This window comes from Luteimonas sp. R10, from assembly GCF_045689605.1.
Taxonomy (GTDB): Bacteria; Pseudomonadota; Gammaproteobacteria; order Xanthomonadales; family Xanthomonadaceae; genus Luteimonas.
This window is the reverse complement of record NZ_CP141262.1, coordinates 1,112,421-1,131,037: the sequence shown is the minus strand read 5'-3', so window position 1 is coordinate 1,131,037 and position 18,617 is coordinate 1,112,421. Positions and strand designations below refer to the sequence as shown.

The window sequence follows — 18,617 nt, the reverse complement described above, 5'->3', positions numbered from 1 at the left end:
GGCCACAGGCACGTCGCCGGGTGTTCCGCCTGGCGCTGGACCCGAGAAACATGACGTGCGCCACAGTTTCATTTCGCCTATCCTCTGGCCGGCGTCCGGGGACGCCTTTTGTCCATTTGACGAGCCGGGTTCCGGGATGAAAGGGAACATGGCTCCTGCGGCCGCGCCATGCGATCGGAGGGAGCTTCCAACGCGCGAGCCGCCGGGGCCCGAACGAGGGCGCGGCCGGCAGCCGCATGACCGAAGCGCGAGACGACGCTCCACCGCCAAGAAGGTGACGATGAGATGGGAGTTCCACTGCAGAAGTCGGACGAGACCGCCGAATCCGTCACCTGTCTGTTGATCGACGTCAAATCCGGTGAAGGCGAAACATGGAACCGGATCTATACCCTGCTGTATCGCGAACTGCATGGACTGGCCCGCTCGCAGTTGTGGCAGTCGCCGCACCACACCCTGTCGCCCACCGCACTGGTCAACGAAACCTGGATCAAGCTGGCCAGCGCCAACATCAATGCCGAAAACCGCAGGCAGCTGATAGGCCTTGTCGTCTCCACGATGCGATCGGTGCTGCTGGACGAAGCCAAGCGAAAGCTGGCGAAGAAACGGGGCGGTGACATGCAGGTGCTTTCGCTTTCCGATGGCTGGGACAGCGACGGGGAATACAGCGGCCGGGAATGCCGATTGGAGCACCTGGTCGCGCTGGACGCGGCGTTGAACGAACTCCAGGAAGCCATGCCGCGCCTGGCGCAAGTGGTGGAATGGCGGTATTTCGGCGGCCTCGGCGAGGAGGAGATCGCCCGATTGCTCGGCATCCACGTCCGCACGGTGCGGCGGGACTGGAAGACCGCGCGGCAGTTCCTGCTGCAGCGGCTGGGCGATGCGTAGGCCGGCCGGCGAAGTGGACAGGCATCCGGACCACCGGGCGCTTCGGTGGCTGCATCGGCTCTATAGCCTGCCTCCGTTCCTGCGGACGTCGTTGTTGCTGTGGCTGGAGTTCCGGGATCCCGAGGTGGCGTCCAGGGTCAGGCAGCTTCTGGCCGCCGATTCCGGGACGGGCTCCATCCTGGACCGGGCGCCGCACCTGATCGCCATGCCGTCGCCGAACCATGGCACGGCCATGAAGGCGGACGCGAGGATCGGGCGCAGGCTCGGCGCGTGGCGCATCGAGCGCATCATCGGCAGCGGCGGCATGGGCACGGTGTACGCCGCCAGGCGAGACGACGGTGCATTCGAACGCGAGGTCGCCCTGAAGTGCATCCATAGCGAACTGGTTTCCGGGCAGACGCACGCCGCGTTCCAGAACGAGCGCAATGCGCTGGCCGCGCTGAACCACCGGGACATCGTGCCGATCCTCGACGGCGGGCTGGACGGCGATGGAACCCCCTGGTTCGTCATGCCGCTGGTGAACGGCGTCCCCATCGATCGATGCTGCGACGAGCGGCACCTGGGCATCCGGGAACGCGTCGCCCTGTTCGTCCAGGTATGCGACGCGCTGGCGTACGTACACGCGCGCGGGGTCCTGCACCAGGACATCAAGGCGTCCGCCGTGCTCGTCACGCCGGAAGGCCAGCCCAAGCTGCTCGATTTCGGTCTTGCGGCGATCGCGCGCGAGCGCGATTCCACCCCTGCGGGCGAGCGGGCTTCCGCCTTCAGCGCCGGCTACGCGGCGCCCGAGCTGCTGGCAGGCTGCGCCCCTTCCGTGGCCCTCGACATCCATGCCCTGGGCGTGCTGCTGTACCGCCTGTTGTGCGGCGGATGGCCCATCCCCAACTCGCCCCTGCACCTTCCGCTGTCCATCATCGTCCGGAAGGCGACCATGCCGCCCAGCGAGCTCGCGATGCGCCTGGATTCCGCCGAATGCGGGCGGAGGCGCGCGGCCACGCCCGCTGCGCTCCGGCGACTGCTTGCAGGAGACCTGGACTGCATCGCCATGAAGTGCGTGGCCTGCGATCCAGGCGACAGGTATCCCGACGTGGACGCCCTGCGCGACGACCTGCGGCGTTGGCTGAACCGGCTGCCGATCTCGCTGCGGGGAGGCGCCGGCTATCGCATCCAGCGCTTCGTCCAGCGCAACGCCGCCGCCGTCTGCGCAACCACGCTGCTGGCCTTGGTCGTCCTGTCGGCAGGCGGCTTCGCATGGCAGCAGCGGCGGCAGGCCGCACACGAGCTCCACGTCTCCGGCCGCGTCGACCAGATCTTCAGCCAATCCCTGGGCGCTGCGGCCCTGTCGAGTACGGGCGATCTGCCCATGACCTCCTCGCAGTTGCTCGAGCGCACGGAGCGGCACCTGCGGCGGTACGCCATGAAGGATCCGCCCGAGGTGCTGGCCCGGGGCCTGTCCATCCTGGCCAGGAGCCGTGCAGACGCCGGCAATTACGCACGGGCCGAACACCTCGCGCTGGAATCCAGCCGCATCGGCGACGGGAACACGCTGCAGTTCGCGTTCAATCGTGCCTCGCTCGCGCGCATCCGCAACCTGCGAGCGCAGCATGTCGACGCCGAACAGGTCAGCCGCGAAGGACTGGAACGACTGGGAATCGTCCTGGGCCAACAGGAGCGGCTGGCGATGATCCAGCTGAAGACCCAACTGGCGGTCGCCCGGTCCGGGCAAGGCGACTCGCGGACGGCACTGCAGACGTTGAGCGCCGCCATACGGGATGCCGCGCGCTTGGCTTCCCCGTCCCGGGAACTCTCGCTGGCGCAGCTGCTCACCTTGAGAGGCACCTGGCACCGGCAGCGGCTGATGCTGGACGCGTCCGAGGACGACCTCATCCGTGCCATCGCATTGGCGGACCCCATCGAACCCCGGATCGTCGATGATGCGCGGGAATCGCTGATGCGGACCGTTCGCGCCTCGCGAAAGCCCGGTCGTGAGGCGCGGGCCATGACAATGGCCCGGGACCTGCTCGACAGCCGCATGCGCAGCCTGGGCGAGCGGCATCCGCAGACCGGTGTGGCCTGGAGCGAACTTGCCTTCATGCAAATGCTCGACCAGGACAACACCGGCGCCGACGCCTCGATCGCGCAGGCGGCCGACATATTGCGCTCGACGGTGGGCGACCGGCACCCGGCCTATGCACGGGTCCTGACCGCACGTGCGCACCTGCGGAGCTTCGCCGGCGAATTCACCGAGGCCATCGACCTGACGCAACGCGCCCTCGGGATCCTTGAACGCCGCTACGGCGAACGTCACGAGCTCACGCTGGATACCCGCTTCCTGCTGTCCAACCAGTACTCGTGGCGGGCGGCTCGGGATCCGGCCATGCGCGACAAGGCTCTTGCGCTGCAGGCATCGACCATCGGCGCGTCGGTCGAGCAGCACGGCCAGGTGGCCGCCGTGCACCGGATCGCCTATGCGTCGATGCTGGCCAACGCGGGCCGGTTGCAAGAGGCGGAGCGCCAGATCGCCGTCGCGCGCCTGGACGCTACCCGACAGTACGGCGAGGACAGCCAGGAGATGCTGCATGTCCGCCTCGCGGAATGCACGATGCTGGACGCGACCGAAACCGACGGTGCCTGCCTGGCGCGGGACCTGGCGCAGCTGATCGAGGATGCCGGCCGGGTGGATACGCTGTATGCTAGGGCCATCCTGTGGACTGCCCTGCTGCAGCAGGCCGAATGGAAGCACAGGTCGGGCGACGCCCTGGCGGCACGGCAATCCCTCGCGCGGGCGCGCGAGATCGCGGTCGACGTCGACCTGCCTTCCTGGATCGGCAGGGTCGACGATGCATTGAACCGGCTGCGACAATGAGCGGCCCGCCGTCCGGGACGGCCGCCGGTATCGCGCGGCCGCAGCCGCTCAAAGCCCCTTGTCGGCGAACTCCGCATTCAGCGCGTGGACCAGGCGGGCGATCTCGGGCGTCAGGCAAGTGTTGAACGTGGCCGGGTCGCTGCAGCGTGCGGCGACCTCCTGCGACCGGCGGCGCAGGTCGAAATCGGCGAGAACGCTCCTCGCGCTGGTGAAGCATTCGGCGCCGGCCGAGCCGCGCTGCAGGCCGCCATAACGAGTGCCGCAATAGGTGATGCCGCTTGCCAGCGCGGCGGCATTGACCGCGTACAGCGACGATTGCTCCGCGTCGGCGGCATGTGCGGAGGAAAGCACAAGTATGCCGGCCAGCAGTCCGGGCATGCGGAGTCTCGGCATGATTGTCCTCGCACGCGACAGGAACAGCCTGGGCGTGGGACGCCGGTACTGTTCGAAGCCGTCGCCCTGATCGGCGGCCTTCGCCAAGGTCTGCTGCTTCATCTCCGGTCTCCTTCACCAATCCGGAACGGCAGTATCACCGAATGGCGGTAGTGATCGCTTCCACCAACGCCCTGCACCCATCCGTCGATATCTCGACCCGGGTGGTGTCGTAGGCGAACTCGATCGCGATCACTCACATTCCTGCGCGCGCATCCGCGCCGCCGCCGAATACCTTATAGAGCGTGACACGATTGTTCGCCTCGGTCAGCCGCAGACCGATCAGCTCCTGCCGTGCTGCGTACAGCGTACGTTGCGCATCCAACGCGTCGAGGTAGCTGTCGACGCCGCTGCGGTAGCGCGCGTCGGAGAGCACATAGGCTCGTTGGCTCGCGTCGACCAGCGCACGCTGCGCCTCCAGCCGTTCGTCGAGCTGCTCGCGTGCGGCCAGCGTGTCGGCGACTTCGGCGAACGCGGCCTGGATCGCGCGTTCGTAGCCGGCGATATCGATGTCCTTCTGGATCGTCGCCACGTCGAGTTCGGCCCGCAGCGCGCCCGCCCGGAAGATCGGCAGCGTGACGGTCGGCACGAACGACCACGTGCGGTTGCCGCCATCGAACAGGTTCGACAGCTGGTCGCTGCCGCGTCCGGTCGACGCCGTCAGCGAGATCGACGGGAAGAACGCCGCACGCGCGGCACCGATGTTGGCGTTGGCCGCCTGCAGGGTGAATTCGGCCGCGCGCACGTCGGGCCGCTGCAGCAGCACGCGTGAATCCACATTGGCAGGCAATATCGCCAGCGCAACACCTGCATCGAGCGCGGTGTCGTCCGGCAGCAGCGCAGCGTCGACTGGCGCTCCCACCACCAGCGCGAGCGCGTTGCGCGACTGCGCGAGCTGGGAGGTGAAGGCGGCCACGTCGACGCGTGCGCGCTCGACACTGGTTTGCACCTGTGCGAGCTCGAGTCCCGACGCGACGCCCTGCGCGTGCAGGTGACCGGTCAGGCGCAAGGTTTCCTGCTGGCTCTCCAGTGTCCGCCGGGCCAGATGCAGCCGCTGCTGGTCGGCCGACACTGCCAGCCAGGCTGCGGCAACCTCGGCCACAACGCTCAGCCGGGTGCCGCGCTGCGCTTGCTCGGTCGACAGATATGTCGCGAGCGCCTGGTCGCTGAGGCTGCGGATGCGGCCGAACAGGTCCAGCTCCCACGCGCTGAAGCCGACCTCGACCGAAGCGCTGCGCCCGACTTCCGAACTTCCGGTGAAGCTGGTCGCGCCACTGCTGCGCGCACGGGTCTCGCCGGCGGTGACGCCAACGCTCGGCAGCACGTCCGCGCGGCGGATGCGGTACTGCGCACGCGCCTGCTCGATATTGAGCACGGCGATGCGTAGGTCGCGGTTCTCCTCCAACGCCAGCGCGATGACCTGCTGCAGGCGCGGGTCGAGGAACACGTCGCCCCATGCGAGGCCGGCGAGGACCGGAGCCTCGGCCGCAGTGGCGGCGTCGCCTAGACTCGGCGGCACCGGCAGCGCCGGCGTCTCGTGGCGGGGCGCGAGGCTGGCGCAGCCGGCCAGCGTCACCGCGCAGGCGAGCGCCAGCGCCGGCCGGGGCAGGATGGGACCGATCATCGGGTCACCTCGCCGGCAAGCGGGGTGTCGTGCTCGGGCCCCGGTGTGCGGCCGGGAAACAGGCTGCGCACGATCACGTAGAACAGGGGCACGAAGAAGATGCCCAGCAGGGTCGAGACGAGGGTGCCGCCGAGGACGCCGGTGCCGAGCGAATGCCGGCCGCCGGATCCGGCGCCACTGCTGACGACCATCGGCAGCACGCCGAGCATGAACGCCAGCGAGGTCATCACGATCGGGCGCAGGCGCATACGCACAGCCTGCAGCGTGGCCTCGACCAGCGGCTTGCCCTTCTCCTCCAGCTCCTTCGCGAACTCGACGATCAGGATGCCGTTCTTCGCCGACAGGCCCATCACCGCCAGCATGCCGACCTGGAAGTAGATGTCGTTCGACAGGCCTCGCGTCCAGGTCGCCAGCAGCGCGCCGACAATGCCGACCGGCACCGCGAGCATCACCGAGACCGGGATCGACCAGCTCTCGTACAGCGCGGCCAGGCACAGGAAGACGAAGACCAGCGACAGCGCGTACAGCGACCAGGTCTGCGCGCCGGCGGCCTGCTCCTGGTACGACAAGTCCGACCACGCGTAGCCGACCTCGTTCTCGAGTCCGTCGACCAGTTCGGCGATCGCTGCCATCGCGTCGCCTGAACTGGTGCCCGGCGCGGCATTGCCGGTGATCTCCATCGCCTCGACGCCATTGAACCGATCGAGCACCTGCGGCGCAGACGACCAATGCGCGCTGGAGAAGGCAGAAAACGGAACCATGCCGCCATCGCCGTTGCGCACGAACCACCGGCCGATGTCCTCGGGCAGCATGCGCGCATAGGCCTCGCCCTGCACGTAGACGCGCTTGACCCGGTTGTTGCTGAGGAAGTCGTTGACGTAGCTGCCGCCCATGACCGCGGCCAGCGTGCTGTTGATGTCCGAGGCGGACAGACCCAGTGCACCGGCCCTTTCGTCGTCGATGACCACGCGGTAGTTCGGCGCGTCCTCCAAACCGTTGTAGCGGACGCTGGTGATCCGGCCATCGCTGTTGGCGAGTTCCAGCAGCTTCGCCCGCGCCGCCGCCAGCTCCGCGTGACCGTTGCCGCCGACATCCTGCAGCTGCAGCGTGAAGCCGGCGCCGGTGCCGAGCCCGCTGATCGCCGGCGGAGAGATCGCGATCACCTGCGCATCGCGCAGCGAGCCCATCATCGTACCGGTGATCCGGTTGGCCACGTCTTCAGCCGAGGCGTCGCGCTCGGCCCAGTCCTTGAGCCGGATGAAGCCCATTGCCGAGTTCTGGCTGCTGCCGGCGAAGCTGAAGCCGGCGATCGTCATCACGCCCTCGACTTCTGGCTGCTCCATGATGAAATCGGTGGCGGTCTCGATCGCTTGTCCGGTCCGCTGCGCGGTCGCGCCGGATGGCGTGTTGATCATCACCATCAGCATGCCCTGGTCTTCCTGCGGCAGGAACGAGCTGGGCAGGCGCCAGAACAGCAGGCCCATCAACCCGATCAGCAGTACGTAGACGATGACACCGGAGCCGCGACGCGTGGTCAGCTTGCCGACGCCGCGCTGGTAGGCGTCGGCGCTGCGGTCGAATTTGCCGTTGAACCAGGCGAAGAAGCGACCGAGCACGCCCTTGGGCGACGGATGACCGCCTCTTTCGATCGGCTGGAGCAGGGTCGCGCACAATGCCGGACTCAGTGTCAACGCTACCAGGAGCGACAGGATCATCGCTGCGGCGATGGTGACGGAGAACTGCCGGTAGATTTCGCCGGTCGCGCCGCCAAAGAACGCCATGGGCAGGAAGACGGCGGTCAGCACCGTCGTGATGCCGACCAGCGCACCCGTGATCTGCCCCATCGACTTGCGGGTGGCTTCGCGCGGGGACAGCCCCTCCTCGGACATCACGCGCTCGACGTTCTCCACCACCACGATCGCGTCGTCGACCAGCAGGCCGATGGCCAGCACCATCGCGAACATCGTCAGCGTGTTGATCGAATATCCCATCAACGCCAGCACGCCGAAGGTGCCCATCAGCACCACCGGCACCGCGATGACCGGAATCAGGGTCGCGCGCCAGTTCTGCAGGAAGAGGTACATCACCAGCACGACCAGCACGATCGCCTCGAGCAGCGTCTTGACCACTTCGGTGATCGAGATCCGGACGAACGGTGTCGTGTCGTAGGCGATCTGGTACTCCAGCCCGGCCGGGAAATACGGTTCGCGCGCTTCGAGTTCCGCCGCCACCGCTTCGGCCACCGCCAGTGCGTTCGCGCCGGTCGCCAGTTCCAGGCCCATGCCCGATGCCGGCAACCCGTTGAACCGCGCGCTGGACGCGTAGGACTCGGATCCCAGCTCGACGCGGGCGACATCGCGCAGGTAGACCGTCGCGCCGCTGGTGTCCGAGCGCAGGGTGATCGCCTCGAACTCCTCGACCGTTCGCAGCTTGCTGCGCGCAGTCACGGTGGCGTTGAGCTGCTGGCCTTCCACCGCCGGCAGCGCGCCGAGCGCGCCGGAGGACACATCGGCGTTCTGCGCGGAGATCGCGGCGGCGATGTCGGAAGGCATCATCGCGTAGTGGCGCATCTTCTCGGGGTCGAGCCAGATACGCATGGCGTACTGCGCGCCGAAGACACTCGCGCCACCCACGCCGCTGACCCGGCTGATCGGGTCCTGCAGGTTCGTCACCATGTAGTCGCTGATGTCGGTCGCGTCCATGCTGCCGTCGGTCGAGTTGAACGCCAGCACCATGAACATGCTGCCGCTGGCCGATTTATTGACGGTCACGCCGTTCGCGGTGACGACGTCGGGCAGCATCGGCTCGGCCTGCGCGACCCGGTTCTGCACCTGCACCTGCGCGGTGTCGGGATCGGTGCCGGAGTCGAAGGTCAGCGTCACAGACGCGGTGCCGGCCGAGCTGCTGCTCGACGACATGTACAGCAGGTTGTCGAGCCCGGTCATCTGCTGTTCGAGGATCTGCGTCACCGAGTTCTGCACGGTTTCGGCGGAGGCGCCGGTGTAACTCGCGCTGACCGTGATCGACGGCGGCGCGATGTCCGGGTACTGCTCGAGGGGCAACGTGGAAATCGCGAGGATGCCCGCGAGCGTGATCACGATCGAGATCACCCACGCGAAGATGGGACGGTCGATGAAGAAGCGTGCCATGACGGTCCTCAGCCGGCCGCGGCGTCGGCGCGCGGCGCCGTATCAGCCGCGTCGGGAGAAAGCGGCGGCGTAGCGGCCTCGCCGGCGTCGGGGGCGGCCGGCGCGTCGACGGCGACATCGACGGCTTGCACGTCCATGCCCGGGCGCACGCGCTGTCCGCCTTCCACGATCAGGCGATCGCCGGCGGCGAGGCCCTCGTTGACGACCCAGCGGTCGCCCACCGCGTCGCCGGTGCGCAGCCGGCGCTGTTCGACCTTGCCGTCGGCGTCGACCACCAGTGCCTGCGCCTGGCCCTTGGCATCGCGGGTGACGGCCTGCTGCGGCACCAGGATCGCCTGCTCGTCGATCGCCATCGCCAGCACCGCGCGCACGTACATGCCTGGCAGCAGCAAGTGATCGGGATTGGGCACGACAGCACGCAGGCGCACCGTGCCGGTGGCTTCGTCGACCCGCGCGTCCACGACTTCCAGCGTGCCGGCATGCGCATGGACACTGCCGTCCTCGAGCGCCACGCGGACCTCGGCCTTGCCGTCGACGGCCTTCAGCTGGCCGGCGTCGAGCCGACGCCGCAGCTGCAGCAGCTGCGCGCTGGACTGGGTGACGTCGACGTAGATCGGATCGAGCTGCTGGATCGTCGCCAGCACATCGGCCTGGCCCGCGCTGACCAGCGCGCCCGGCGTATAACTCGACGTGCCGATGCGGCCGGCGATCGGCGCGGTGATGCGGGTGTAGCCGAGGTTGATGCGCGCGGTCTGCAGCGCGGCGCGCGCGGCGAGCACCGCCGCCTCGCCTTGGCGCAACGTCGCAACCGCGTCGTCGCCCTCCTGCCGGCTGATCGCGTCGAGCGCGACCAGCGCCTTGTAGCGCTCGGCCTTGGGTTTGGCCGACAGCACCGCCGCCTCGGCCTGCGCCAGATCGCCGCGCGCGGCCTCGAACGCCGCCTGGTAGGGCGCCGGGTCGATCTCGTACAGCACCTGGCCGGCCTCGACGGTCTGGCCCTCGGTGAACAGCCGCTTGCGCAGGATGCCCCCCACCTGGGGCCGCACCTCGGATGTCATATGCGCCACGGTGCGTCCCGAGAGCGTCTGGTCCACCGACAGCCGCTGCGCGGCGACCGTGTATACGCCCACCTCGGGCGGCGGCTGTTCAGGCGGCGTTTTCGACGAACAGGCGGCGAAGGCGACGGCAAGCATGCCGGCGAGCGGCAGGCAGAGGGCGGGCGGTAGCGACGGGCGCGGCGCGGCGGAGGACATGCAAGGGCTCACGGTCTATCGGAGGCTCGGCACGCTACGGCGTAAATGTGCAGCAAATTTGGAGATTGGCGCCGGGTGCTTGCGTTCGTGTCCAACGGGAGGGCTAATAGCCATCCCTCCACCGCGGCGCCTCCTGCAACCCTGTCGATGATCAGGCCCGGCATCACCGCCAAGCTGTTCCTTGCGATTCTGGCCGCGTGTGCATTCGTGGTGCTGGTCTACGGCGTCGCGGCGCAGATCTTCCTGCGCAGCACCTTCGTCGAGTACCTCGCCGAGCAGGATGCGGCACGGGTGGCCGAACTGATGCCGCGCGTGGAGGCCGGCTATGCGCGTGCCGGAAGCTGGAACCTGGTTCGCGCGAACAGGGATGGCTGGATCACGCTGCTGCATCCCGAGCGGGCGCCGGGCCAACCGCCGCGCGCGCCGCCGGTGTCGGACCAGACTGGTGGCGTATTCCGTCTCGCGCTGCTCGACCGCGACTACGAAGTGATCCTCGGGAATCCCGATGCCGGCCGCGACGACGTGATCGAACCCGTCGTGGTGGACGGCGAGACCGTCGGATGGATGGCGGTCGTGTCGTTCGAGAAAGTGCTGGCCAGCGCCGAATCGCGGTTCTTTTCCGCGCAGTTGCGGGCGTGGTGGCTGATCGGCACCGCTTCGGTGCTGGTCGCGGCGCTGCTGGGCTGGCTGCTGTCGCGCACGCTACTGCGGCGGTTGCGTGGCCTGGCCGGCGCGACCCATCGGCTGGCCGCCGGCGACTACGCGACGCGCATCGATTCTGGTTCGCCCGATGAAATCGGGCAGCTGGCGCGCGACTTCAACCAACTCGCGCATGCGCTGGAACACAACGAGCGTGCCAGGCGCAGCTTCATGGCGGATATTTCGCACGAACTGCGCACGCCGCTCGCCGTGCTGCGTGCCGAGCTCGAAGCCCTGCAGGACGGCATCCGGCCGATGACGCCGGAATCGCTGTCGTCGCTGCACCAGCAGGTGGGTCAACTCGGTCAGCTGATCGAGGATCTCCACGACCTGTCGCTGACCGACATCGGCGCGCTTGCATACCGGCGGGCCCCGATCGATCTGGCGGTGGTCCTCGACACCGTGCTCGACGGCATGCGTGCGCGCTTCGCCGCCGCCGGGTTGGCACTGCGCGCGCAACTCACGCCCGGGCCGTTATTGATGACCGGCGACGAACGCCGGTTGCAGCAGCTGTTGGCAAACCTGCTGGAAAACGCGCTGCGCTACACCGACGCGGGCGGCGAGGTCGTCGTGACCTGCACGCGCGGACCCGGCGCGCTCCGCATCGTCGTCGAGGACAGCGCACCGGGCGTCGAGGCCGACAAGCGGGCGCGGCTGTTCGAGCGTTTCTACCGCGCCGATGCCTCGCGCAACCGCGCCAGCGGCGGCAGCGGCCTGGGACTGGCGATCTGCCGAAACATCGTCGAGGCGCACGAGGGCGACATCGTTGCCGAGGCATCGTCGCTCGGCGGCCTGCGCATCGTCCTGACGCTGCCGGCGCTGGAGGACTGATGCAGGGCGCGGCCGGCCATGTTTTGATCGTCGAGGACGAACCGCGGCTGGCAGCGGTGCTCGGCGAGTACCTGCAGGCGGCCGGCTACACGCACCACTGGGTCGACGATGGCGCCTGCGCACTGGACGCATTCCATGCGCAGGCGCCGGATCTCGTACTGCTGGACCTGATGCTGCCCAACCGCGACGGTATCGAGATCTGCCGCGACCTGCGCCGCCTCGCGACCGTGCCGGTGATCATGGTGACCGCGCGCGCCGAGGAGATCGACCGGCTGCTCGGGCTGGAGATCGGCGCCGACGACTACATCTGCAAGCCCTTCAGCCCGCGCGAGGTCGTCGCGCGCGTTCACGCGGTCCTGCGCCGTCATCGCATGGTTCCCGGCGACACGCCCGCACCGGGCCTCCGGATCGACGAGACCGCCTGCCGCGCCAGTGTCGACGGCCGGCCGCTGGATCTGACCCAGGTCGAGTTCCGCCTGCTGCGCACGCTGGCCGCATCACCCGGGCGCGTCTATTCGCGCGAGCAGCTGATGGACCGGCTGTATGCCGACCATCGCGTCGTTACCGACCGCACCGTCGATAGTCACGTCAAGAACCTGCGCCGCAAGCTCGCCGAGGCCGGGGGTGAGGACTGGGTCCGTTCGGTTTATGGCGTCGGCTATCGTTTCGAAAGGGATCGTTCCAGTTGACGGGGGCTCCTTGGGCGAATCGCAACTGCAACGGGATCGTCCATGGAACAAGGCCGCCACGCGGGTATCTTCCGGATATCGCCGAAGCCCGCTGATACACGAGCGCATCGGAAGCTTTCGCGGGAGGCTGACTGACGCGCCATGCGGGAGGCCTTGGCGAAGGCCGCGCTCTTGCGCCTCCAATGACCGATCCTTGTAATATCCAATCCACGTCCCGTTGCCCACCGAAGTCGCGCTGCGCGACCTCTACGACTGGATGCAGCGCCTGCTGCTGATGGCGTGCGACATCGGTATCGCACCGACGGCACGCAAGCCTCGTGAATTGGAGCTCGCTTCCGCCGAAGATGATGTGGCGAAGCTGACATGGCAGCTGTTCGACGCGATCGCCCGTGCCACGCTCCACGGCTCCCTGCACCACGCCGTGAAGCAGGCCAACGACCGGCTAGCACCGATACGACGGGCCAAACAGGAACTGATCGAGCACGCCTTCGAGGAGCTTTCGGAGCTGAACCAGCATTGGCAACATCGCGACACCTCGTCGCTGAAGTCCGCGCTGTGGCGACTACCACGAACGCCGCAAGCAGCTCGTCCCGTGCATCGTGGCCTTGCTGAGCGAGCGTAGCGCCCAACTCCTACTGAAATCCAATTGGGTTCTGTTCGGGGCTCCGGATGGCAGTCCCGTCGCGCATGGCGCCTTGAGTCTCCGCTAGCTGGCGTACTGGCTGCCGCGCTCGCAGAGGATGCACCGCAGCGGCCGCCATGCGGCGCCGCACGGCGTGACCCCTGCCTTGGCAGGGGCAGGCTCTTGAAGCCAGCAAGGCGCGGCGCCGCGCACACCATCTGGCCGCCGTGGTGGCGGAACCCGGAAGGCCGGCCCCGGACTTGATCCGGGCGCCGGGCCTGACTCATGGGCGCCATCGTCATCCACGGCACCGGCATTCCGCCCGATCGGGATTACCGCGCCGGCTCCAGGTACATCCCCTGGAGCGCGATCCGGTCGGCGGGAGAGACACCCAGCTCGCGCTCGATGTAGGCGTCGATGGAACCGTAGTCGGCGCGGATCTGGTCGAAGGCCGAGTGCAGATACACCGGGTCCGTGCCCATCAGCGCATCGACCGCCTCCGGCGGCAGCTTCGCGAAGGCCGCGACGGTGGGGTCCGCGGCCTTGTCGCCGGTGGGATCGTTGCTGCGCTGGCGCAGTTTCTGCAGGCTGGGCACGCGCTGCGACATGGCGTAGTCGGCCATCACCGTGTCCTGGGGCACGCCCAGCGTGGTCAGCACCAGCGCGGCCAGCAGCCCGGTGCGGTCCTTGCCGGCACTGCAGTTGAACAGCAGGCCGTCGCCGGCCTTCAACGCGTCGAATGCGGCGCGGTAGCGCGGCGCGAACTCCTTCGGCATGGTGCGGTAGAAACCGGACATCATCCGGATCGCCGCCTCCTTCGGGTCGCCGCCGCCGGCGAAAGCCTGCTTCAAGACGTCGCCATCGAATTTCAGCTCGTAGTCCCAGGACAGGTACTCCACCTCCTGGCCGATGCGGTTGGCCTGCGTCGGTGCGGCGTTTCGCTCCCGGGGTCTGCGCAGATCGCAGATGGTCTTGATGCCGAGACGTTGCAGATAGGCGTAATCGCCGTCGGTCAGGGTGTCCATCGCGCCGGAGCGGAACAGGCTGCCCCAGCGCACCTGGCGGCCGTCGCCGGTCTGGTAGCCGCCCAGGTCGCGGAAATTGATGCCGCCCTCGAGCGGCAGCACGCGCTCGCCGATCAGGCTCTCGCGGCCTTCGCCATCCTCGATGCGCACGTAGGGTCGAACGCCCGCCGCGTGCTCGATCTCGATGCGGCCGGACGCGCCGTTCACCGGTGACACCGAGTCCGGCAGGGGCGCATCGATGCGATCGGACACGGCGATCCGGTACTGTTCGCCGGCCGCCGCCGCGCCGGTCCAGACCACGGCGATGCGGGTGGGGCCGAGGCGCTCGATCTGCAGATCGCGCGGCAGTTCGGCCGCGGCGGGCAGTGCGCATGAGCACAGGGCCAGTGCGAGCATGCGCCGTTTCAGGGAATGGGCAGTCTTCATGGTTCTTCCTCTTTGGGATCAAAAACGCAGGCGCATGCCGGCCATGTAGCGGCGACCGAAACCTTCGGCTTCCAGGGGGCGCGACTTGTCGCCCTGGTAGCGCAGGCCCTGTTCGTCGGTCAGGTTGTTGGCATCGAGGAACAGGCTCAGGCTCTCGTTGACGGCATAACGTACCGACAGGTCCAGTTGCTCGGTCGCGTCCCAGTAGGTGTTGCCACCGCCATCGAGGTTGACGTCGTCCAGCCACTTGTCGCGCCATTGATAGGCTAGGCGAGCCGACAGGCCGTACTTTTCGTAGTAGAGGGAGGCGTTGAGAACCTGCTTCGAGGTGCCCTCGAAGTCGTGCTTGCCGCCGTCGGCGGCCTCGAACTCGCCGTCGATGAAGGCGAGGTTCGCCTGCACGCCGAAGCCGTCCATCCAGCCCGGCAGGAACTTGAACGGTTGCTGGTAGCTCAGTTCCGCGCCCGCGAGCCTGCCGTCGCCGCCGTTGAGCGTGGTGACGTAGTCGTAGCCCACCCGCGAGATGCCGCCGGCGTCATAGCGGTCGTCGGTGACGGTGGACGTGCTGCTGAACAGGACGTCGCGCACATCGCGGTAGAACACGTTCAGCGCGAGGATGGAAGCTTCGTCGAAGTACCACTCCAGCGAACCGTCGTAGCCCCAGGCGCGCTCCGGCGTCAGCTCCGGATTGCCGCCGGAGATCACGCGGTCGGTGTCGTTGACGCCGACGCTGGCACGCAGGTCGGCGAATCCCGGTCGCGCCAGGCCGGTCACCAGCGCGTTGCGAAGCTTGAGGTTGCCACTCAGATCGGTGTTCCAGTGCAGCGACGGGAACACGTCGGTGCGGTCCTGCTCGATCGTCACCGGCGTGCGGGTCCCGTCCGGCGCGACCAGGTTGCCGCGACTCTCCAGCGTGGCGCGCTCGATGCGCACGCCGGCCAGGAACTGGTGCGCGCCGCGTTCGACTTCCAGCTGCGCATAGGCGGCCTGGACGTCCTCGTCCAGTTCGAACCTCGAGGCCGGGTCGATGGCAGCGGCCGGGTCGTACAGGCCCGCCGCCTGCAACTGGGCCAGGGTCTGCTCCAGCATCCTGCGCACGCCGGCGTTGTCCACATAGTTGACGCCGAAGCCGCGCGGGAACTTCGAGTCCCAGGGCTTGTTGGTCACGAACGGATCGATGTCCCACGGCAGGCCCAGCGCCTCGGCATACGCCGAGACCGCGACGGCGGGCGATGCACCGTACGTGTTGCCTTCGACCTTGCGTCGATCGACCTGGGCGCCGACGCTCAGGCGCGCGCCGTCGGCGAGGGAAAGATCCCGCGAGGCGTCGAACTTGAAGGTGACCGCGTCGGCTTCGGTGGTCGTGTTGATCGGAATCAACAGATCCATGCCGAAACCGGCCTGGTCGAGATGGGCGACCGGCTCGCCGCGAGAGAATCCGGCATCGCCCTGCACGGTCGTGTACAGATCCAGGATCGGCAGATTCGGATTGCGGCGATCGTAATCCAGCGAAACGAACTGGCTGGGGTCGGTCTGCATCTGGCGGATCATCGGCAACTCGGTGGTGCCTTCGGTCCGGGTGACGTTCACATCCCAGCCGAGGGTCCAGACGTCCAGCGCATGGTCGCCGCCGAGCGTCGTCGTCCATACCGAGTTGGCGTAGTTGCCGTCCTGCAGGCTTGCAGCCACGGGTACGCCGACCAGCGAGCCGCTGTCGATGCCGGCCTCGCCGCCGAGCGCGCCGCCGAGGTCGAAGATGTACTGGTTGCGGTACTCGTGGTCCTTGAATTCCGTGTACAGGGAATTCAGCTCCAGGCGGTGCCCATCGGCCGGACGCCACTCCAGCTTCAGCATGCCGGAGTTGGTTTCGCGTTCGAGCTGGTAGCTGCGGAAGTCGAAGGTGGTCGGTACGCCGTTCTCGTCGTAGTCGAACTCGCGGTTGTCGGTCAGCTGGTCGCGGCTGTAGGTGGATCCGCCGATCAGCACGCCGAAGGTATCGTTGCTCCACGAAAGCCGCGCATCGGCCTGACGCTGTTTGCCGTCGCCCAGTTCCATCGGTCCGTAGCCCACGCCGAGTTGACCGCTGAAGCCGCGCTTGCTCATCGGCGAGACGGTTTCTATGTCGACGCGGCCGGCCAACGCTTCGGCGGGCATGGCCGGCGTCAGCGTCTTGTTGACCGTCACCACGTCGATCAGGCCGGCCGGCACGGAGTCGAAGCGGAAGACACGCTCGTCGGCGCCGACCACGTTGATGTCGTCGAAGGCCGTCGCGGTCCAGCGCGAGGGCGCGCCGCGGACCTGGATGTAGCGTTCCTGCCCCTGATCGCGCTGCACCGCGACCGCGGGCAGGCGGGACAGCGCCGCGGCAGCGGTCTGGTCGGGGAAATCACCGATGGCATCCGAGGCGATGGCGTCGACCACGCCGATCGCTTCGCGCTTGAGCTCGATCGACTCCGACTGCGAGGACACGATCGGCGCGGAGACAACGACAGCGTCCAGTTCCGTGGGCTGCATGGCGGCTTGGGCCAGTGCCAGCGACGGCAGCAGGGATATCGGGAGGCAAACGAGGGCGCGCGAACGCACCGCCTGCGCGATGGCGCGGGAGAGAGGATGACGCATGAATGTTCCATGTGGGGTGGGGAGCGAGCGAGAGCCTGAAGCGCGTTCGTTACAGCTGAATGAACGTTCATTCCCACTCCGAGCATGGTATGGTGCGGCGCCGTTTCGCTCGTTGGGGGCTTGCCCGATGCCCGCTTCCACAGCCGCCACCAAACATGCCGTCCGAACTTGAAAAGCCGCTCGACGCACGTCGTCGACACATCCTGCTGTCGGCCAAGCGGTGCTTCATCGCGCGCGGGTTCCATGCCGCGACCATCAGCGACATAGCGGCCGACGCCGGCATCAGCCAGGGCCTGGTCTACCGCTATTTCGAGAACAAGCGCGCGATCATCCTGGCCATCATCGAGATGCAGCTGGAGGAGAACCGCGAGAACCTGGATCGTTTGCAGGCTTCGACCGACTTCGTCACCGAACTCGGACAGGCGTATGGGTTGTGGGCCAAGGGCGATCCGGATCTGTGGCATGCCGGACTGAACGGCGAAATCGCAGCCGAAAGCCTGCGCGACCCGCTCGTGGCCGACGCGTTGCGGCGTTCCGAGCAACAGACCCGCCAGGCGCTCATGGCCTGGTTCCGTCGCCGCGATGCGGCGCTTGGGCGCGAGGCGCCGGAAGCCGATGTCCAACTGCGGGCTGCGCTGATGAGCTGCTTCGTCGAAGGACTGGCGATACGCGCCGTACGCGAACCGGATCTTCCGCCGCAAACGCTGCGCGCCATGCTTGAACGCATGATGCCGTTGATCCTGGGCGATTGAGGGGCTCGTTCCTGAAGGGCTCGGCTGCCAATTTGCACCGCCCGTGGCGACGGGGCTGGCTCCGTTGTGGCGGAAAGGACTGCCTGGCGCGCCCAGGAAGCGTCGCATCTGCGCCGTTGCATCGTAAGCTTGCGGGATGTCGACGCGGCCCGCCCCGGAAATCGCCGAAGCCGCCGTCGCCCTGCGCGGCGGCGGGGTGATCGCATACCCGACCGAGGCGGTCTGGGGACTGGGCTGCGATCCGCGCAACGAAACCGCGACCCTGCGCCTGCTGGCGCTGAAGCGACGGGCGGTCGACAAGGGGCTGATCCTGGTCGCCGCAATCCGTGCGCAGCTGGACCCGTTCGTCGACTGGGAGTCGCTGGCGAACGCGCGCTGCGACGCCGTCTTCGCCAGCTGGCCCGGGCCGCACACCTGGATCGTCCCGGCGCGTGCGGAGACGCCCGCCTGGATCCGCGGCAGCCATGCCGGGGTCGCGGTGCGCGTCAGCGCGCACCCCGGGGTGGTGGCGCTGTGCGACGCGTTCGGCGGCGCGATCGTCTCCACCAGCGCGAACGTGGCCGGCCTGCCGGCGCCGCGCACGCTGGCCGAGCTCGATCCGGCGATCCGCGACGGTGTCGATGCCGTTCTCGCCGGCGAGACATCCGGCCTGGGGCGGCCCACCGCGATCCGCGACGCGCGCAGCGGCGAAGTTCTGCGCTGAACTTCCTACGCCGGACCATAGTTGCGCCTGCAACGGATTTTT

General features: G+C 68.1%; 13 protein-coding genes. 7 read left to right on the top strand and 6 right to left on the bottom strand.

Annotation, left to right across the window (positions count from 1 at the left end; translation table 11 throughout):
• The first annotated feature begins 285 nt into the window (after positions 1–285).
• Entirely contained in the window at positions 286–885 is a 600-nt protein-coding gene (locus tag U3649_RS04810) for an ECF-type sigma factor (protein WP_407353745.1), read from the top strand.
• A 91-nt stretch (positions 886–976) separates the two neighbouring features.
• A complete protein-coding gene (locus U3649_RS04805; RefSeq protein WP_407353744.1) occupies positions 977–3,751 on the top strand; it encodes a protein kinase domain-containing protein in 2,775 nt (924 codons plus the stop codon).
• 48 nt (positions 3,752–3,799) lie between these two features.
• Here U3649_RS04805 and U3649_RS04800 read toward each other — a convergent pair whose 3' ends face one another.
• The 4 genes from U3649_RS04800 to U3649_RS04785 all read right to left on the bottom strand — a co-directional run bounded on the left by U3649_RS04800 (position 3,800) and on the right by U3649_RS04785 (position 10,209).
• Positions 3,800–4,231, bottom strand: a complete 432-nt coding sequence (locus tag U3649_RS04800) for a hypothetical protein (protein ID WP_407353743.1) — start codon at positions 4,229–4,231, stop codon at positions 3,800–3,802.
• A 148-nt stretch (positions 4,232–4,379) separates the two neighbouring features.
• Complete coding sequence (locus U3649_RS04795) at positions 4,380–5,807, bottom strand: efflux transporter outer membrane subunit (RefSeq protein ID WP_407353742.1); 1,428 nt, start codon at positions 5,805–5,807, stop codon at positions 4,380–4,382.
• Entirely contained in the window at positions 5,804–8,956 is a 3,153-nt protein-coding gene (locus U3649_RS04790; protein WP_407353741.1) for an efflux RND transporter permease subunit, read from the bottom strand. The genes U3649_RS04795 and U3649_RS04790 overlap by 4 nt, the downstream gene beginning before the upstream one ends.
• Positions 8,957–8,964: 8 nt before the next feature.
• The gene (locus U3649_RS04785) at positions 8,965–10,209 is read right to left on the bottom strand and encodes an efflux RND transporter periplasmic adaptor subunit (RefSeq protein ID WP_407353740.1); all 1,245 of its coding nucleotides are present in this window, start codon (positions 10,207–10,209) and stop codon (positions 8,965–8,967) included.
• Positions 10,210–10,359: 150 nt separating this feature from the next.
• On the opposite strand from U3649_RS04785, the gene baeS reads away from it, so the two are divergent.
• The 3 genes from baeS (at position 10,360) to U3649_RS04770 (ending at position 13,050) form a co-directional block, all read left to right on the top strand.
• The gene (baeS, locus tag U3649_RS04780; protein WP_407354543.1) at positions 10,360–11,739 is read left to right on the top strand and encodes a sensor histidine kinase efflux regulator BaeS; all 1,380 of its coding nucleotides are present in this window, start codon (positions 10,360–10,362) and stop codon (positions 11,737–11,739) included.
• Positions 11,739–12,428, top strand: a complete 690-nt coding sequence (locus tag U3649_RS04775) for a response regulator (RefSeq protein WP_407353739.1) — start codon at positions 11,739–11,741, stop codon at positions 12,426–12,428. The genes baeS and U3649_RS04775 overlap by 1 nt, the downstream gene beginning before the upstream one ends.
• Before the next feature lie 217 nt (positions 12,429–12,645).
• Positions 12,646–13,050, top strand: coding sequence for a hypothetical protein (locus U3649_RS04770; RefSeq protein ID WP_407353738.1), 405 nt, complete (start codon positions 12,646–12,648; stop codon positions 13,048–13,050).
• Positions 13,051–13,382: 332 nt separating this feature from the next.
• On the opposite strand, the gene U3649_RS04765 is transcribed toward U3649_RS04770, so the two are convergent.
• Together U3649_RS04765 and U3649_RS04760 are read right to left on the bottom strand one after the other, a co-directional pair.
• Positions 13,383–14,501, bottom strand: a complete 1,119-nt coding sequence (locus U3649_RS04765) for a tyrosine-protein phosphatase (protein ID WP_407353737.1) — start codon at positions 14,499–14,501, stop codon at positions 13,383–13,385.
• A gap of 18 nt (positions 14,502–14,519) precedes the next feature.
• Entirely contained in the window at positions 14,520–17,015 is a 2,496-nt protein-coding gene (locus U3649_RS04760; RefSeq protein ID WP_407353736.1) for a TonB-dependent receptor, read from the bottom strand.
• Between the two features lie 260 nt (positions 17,016–17,275).
• Here U3649_RS04760 and U3649_RS04755 point away from each other — a divergent pair, with 260 nt between their 5' ends.
• Together U3649_RS04755 and U3649_RS04750 are read left to right on the top strand one after the other, a co-directional pair.
• Positions 17,276–17,872 (top strand): TetR/AcrR family transcriptional regulator, encoded by a 597-nt coding sequence (locus tag U3649_RS04755; protein WP_407353735.1) that lies wholly within the window; start codon positions 17,276–17,278, stop codon positions 17,870–17,872.
• Positions 17,873–18,008: 136 nt separating this feature from the next.
• Positions 18,009–18,575 carry a Sua5/YciO/YrdC/YwlC family protein gene (locus U3649_RS04750; RefSeq protein WP_407353734.1) on the top strand — a complete coding sequence of 189 codons (567 nt, stop codon included), beginning with the start codon at positions 18,009–18,011 and terminating at the stop codon, positions 18,573–18,575.
• Positions 18,576–18,617: the final 42 nt, after the last annotated feature.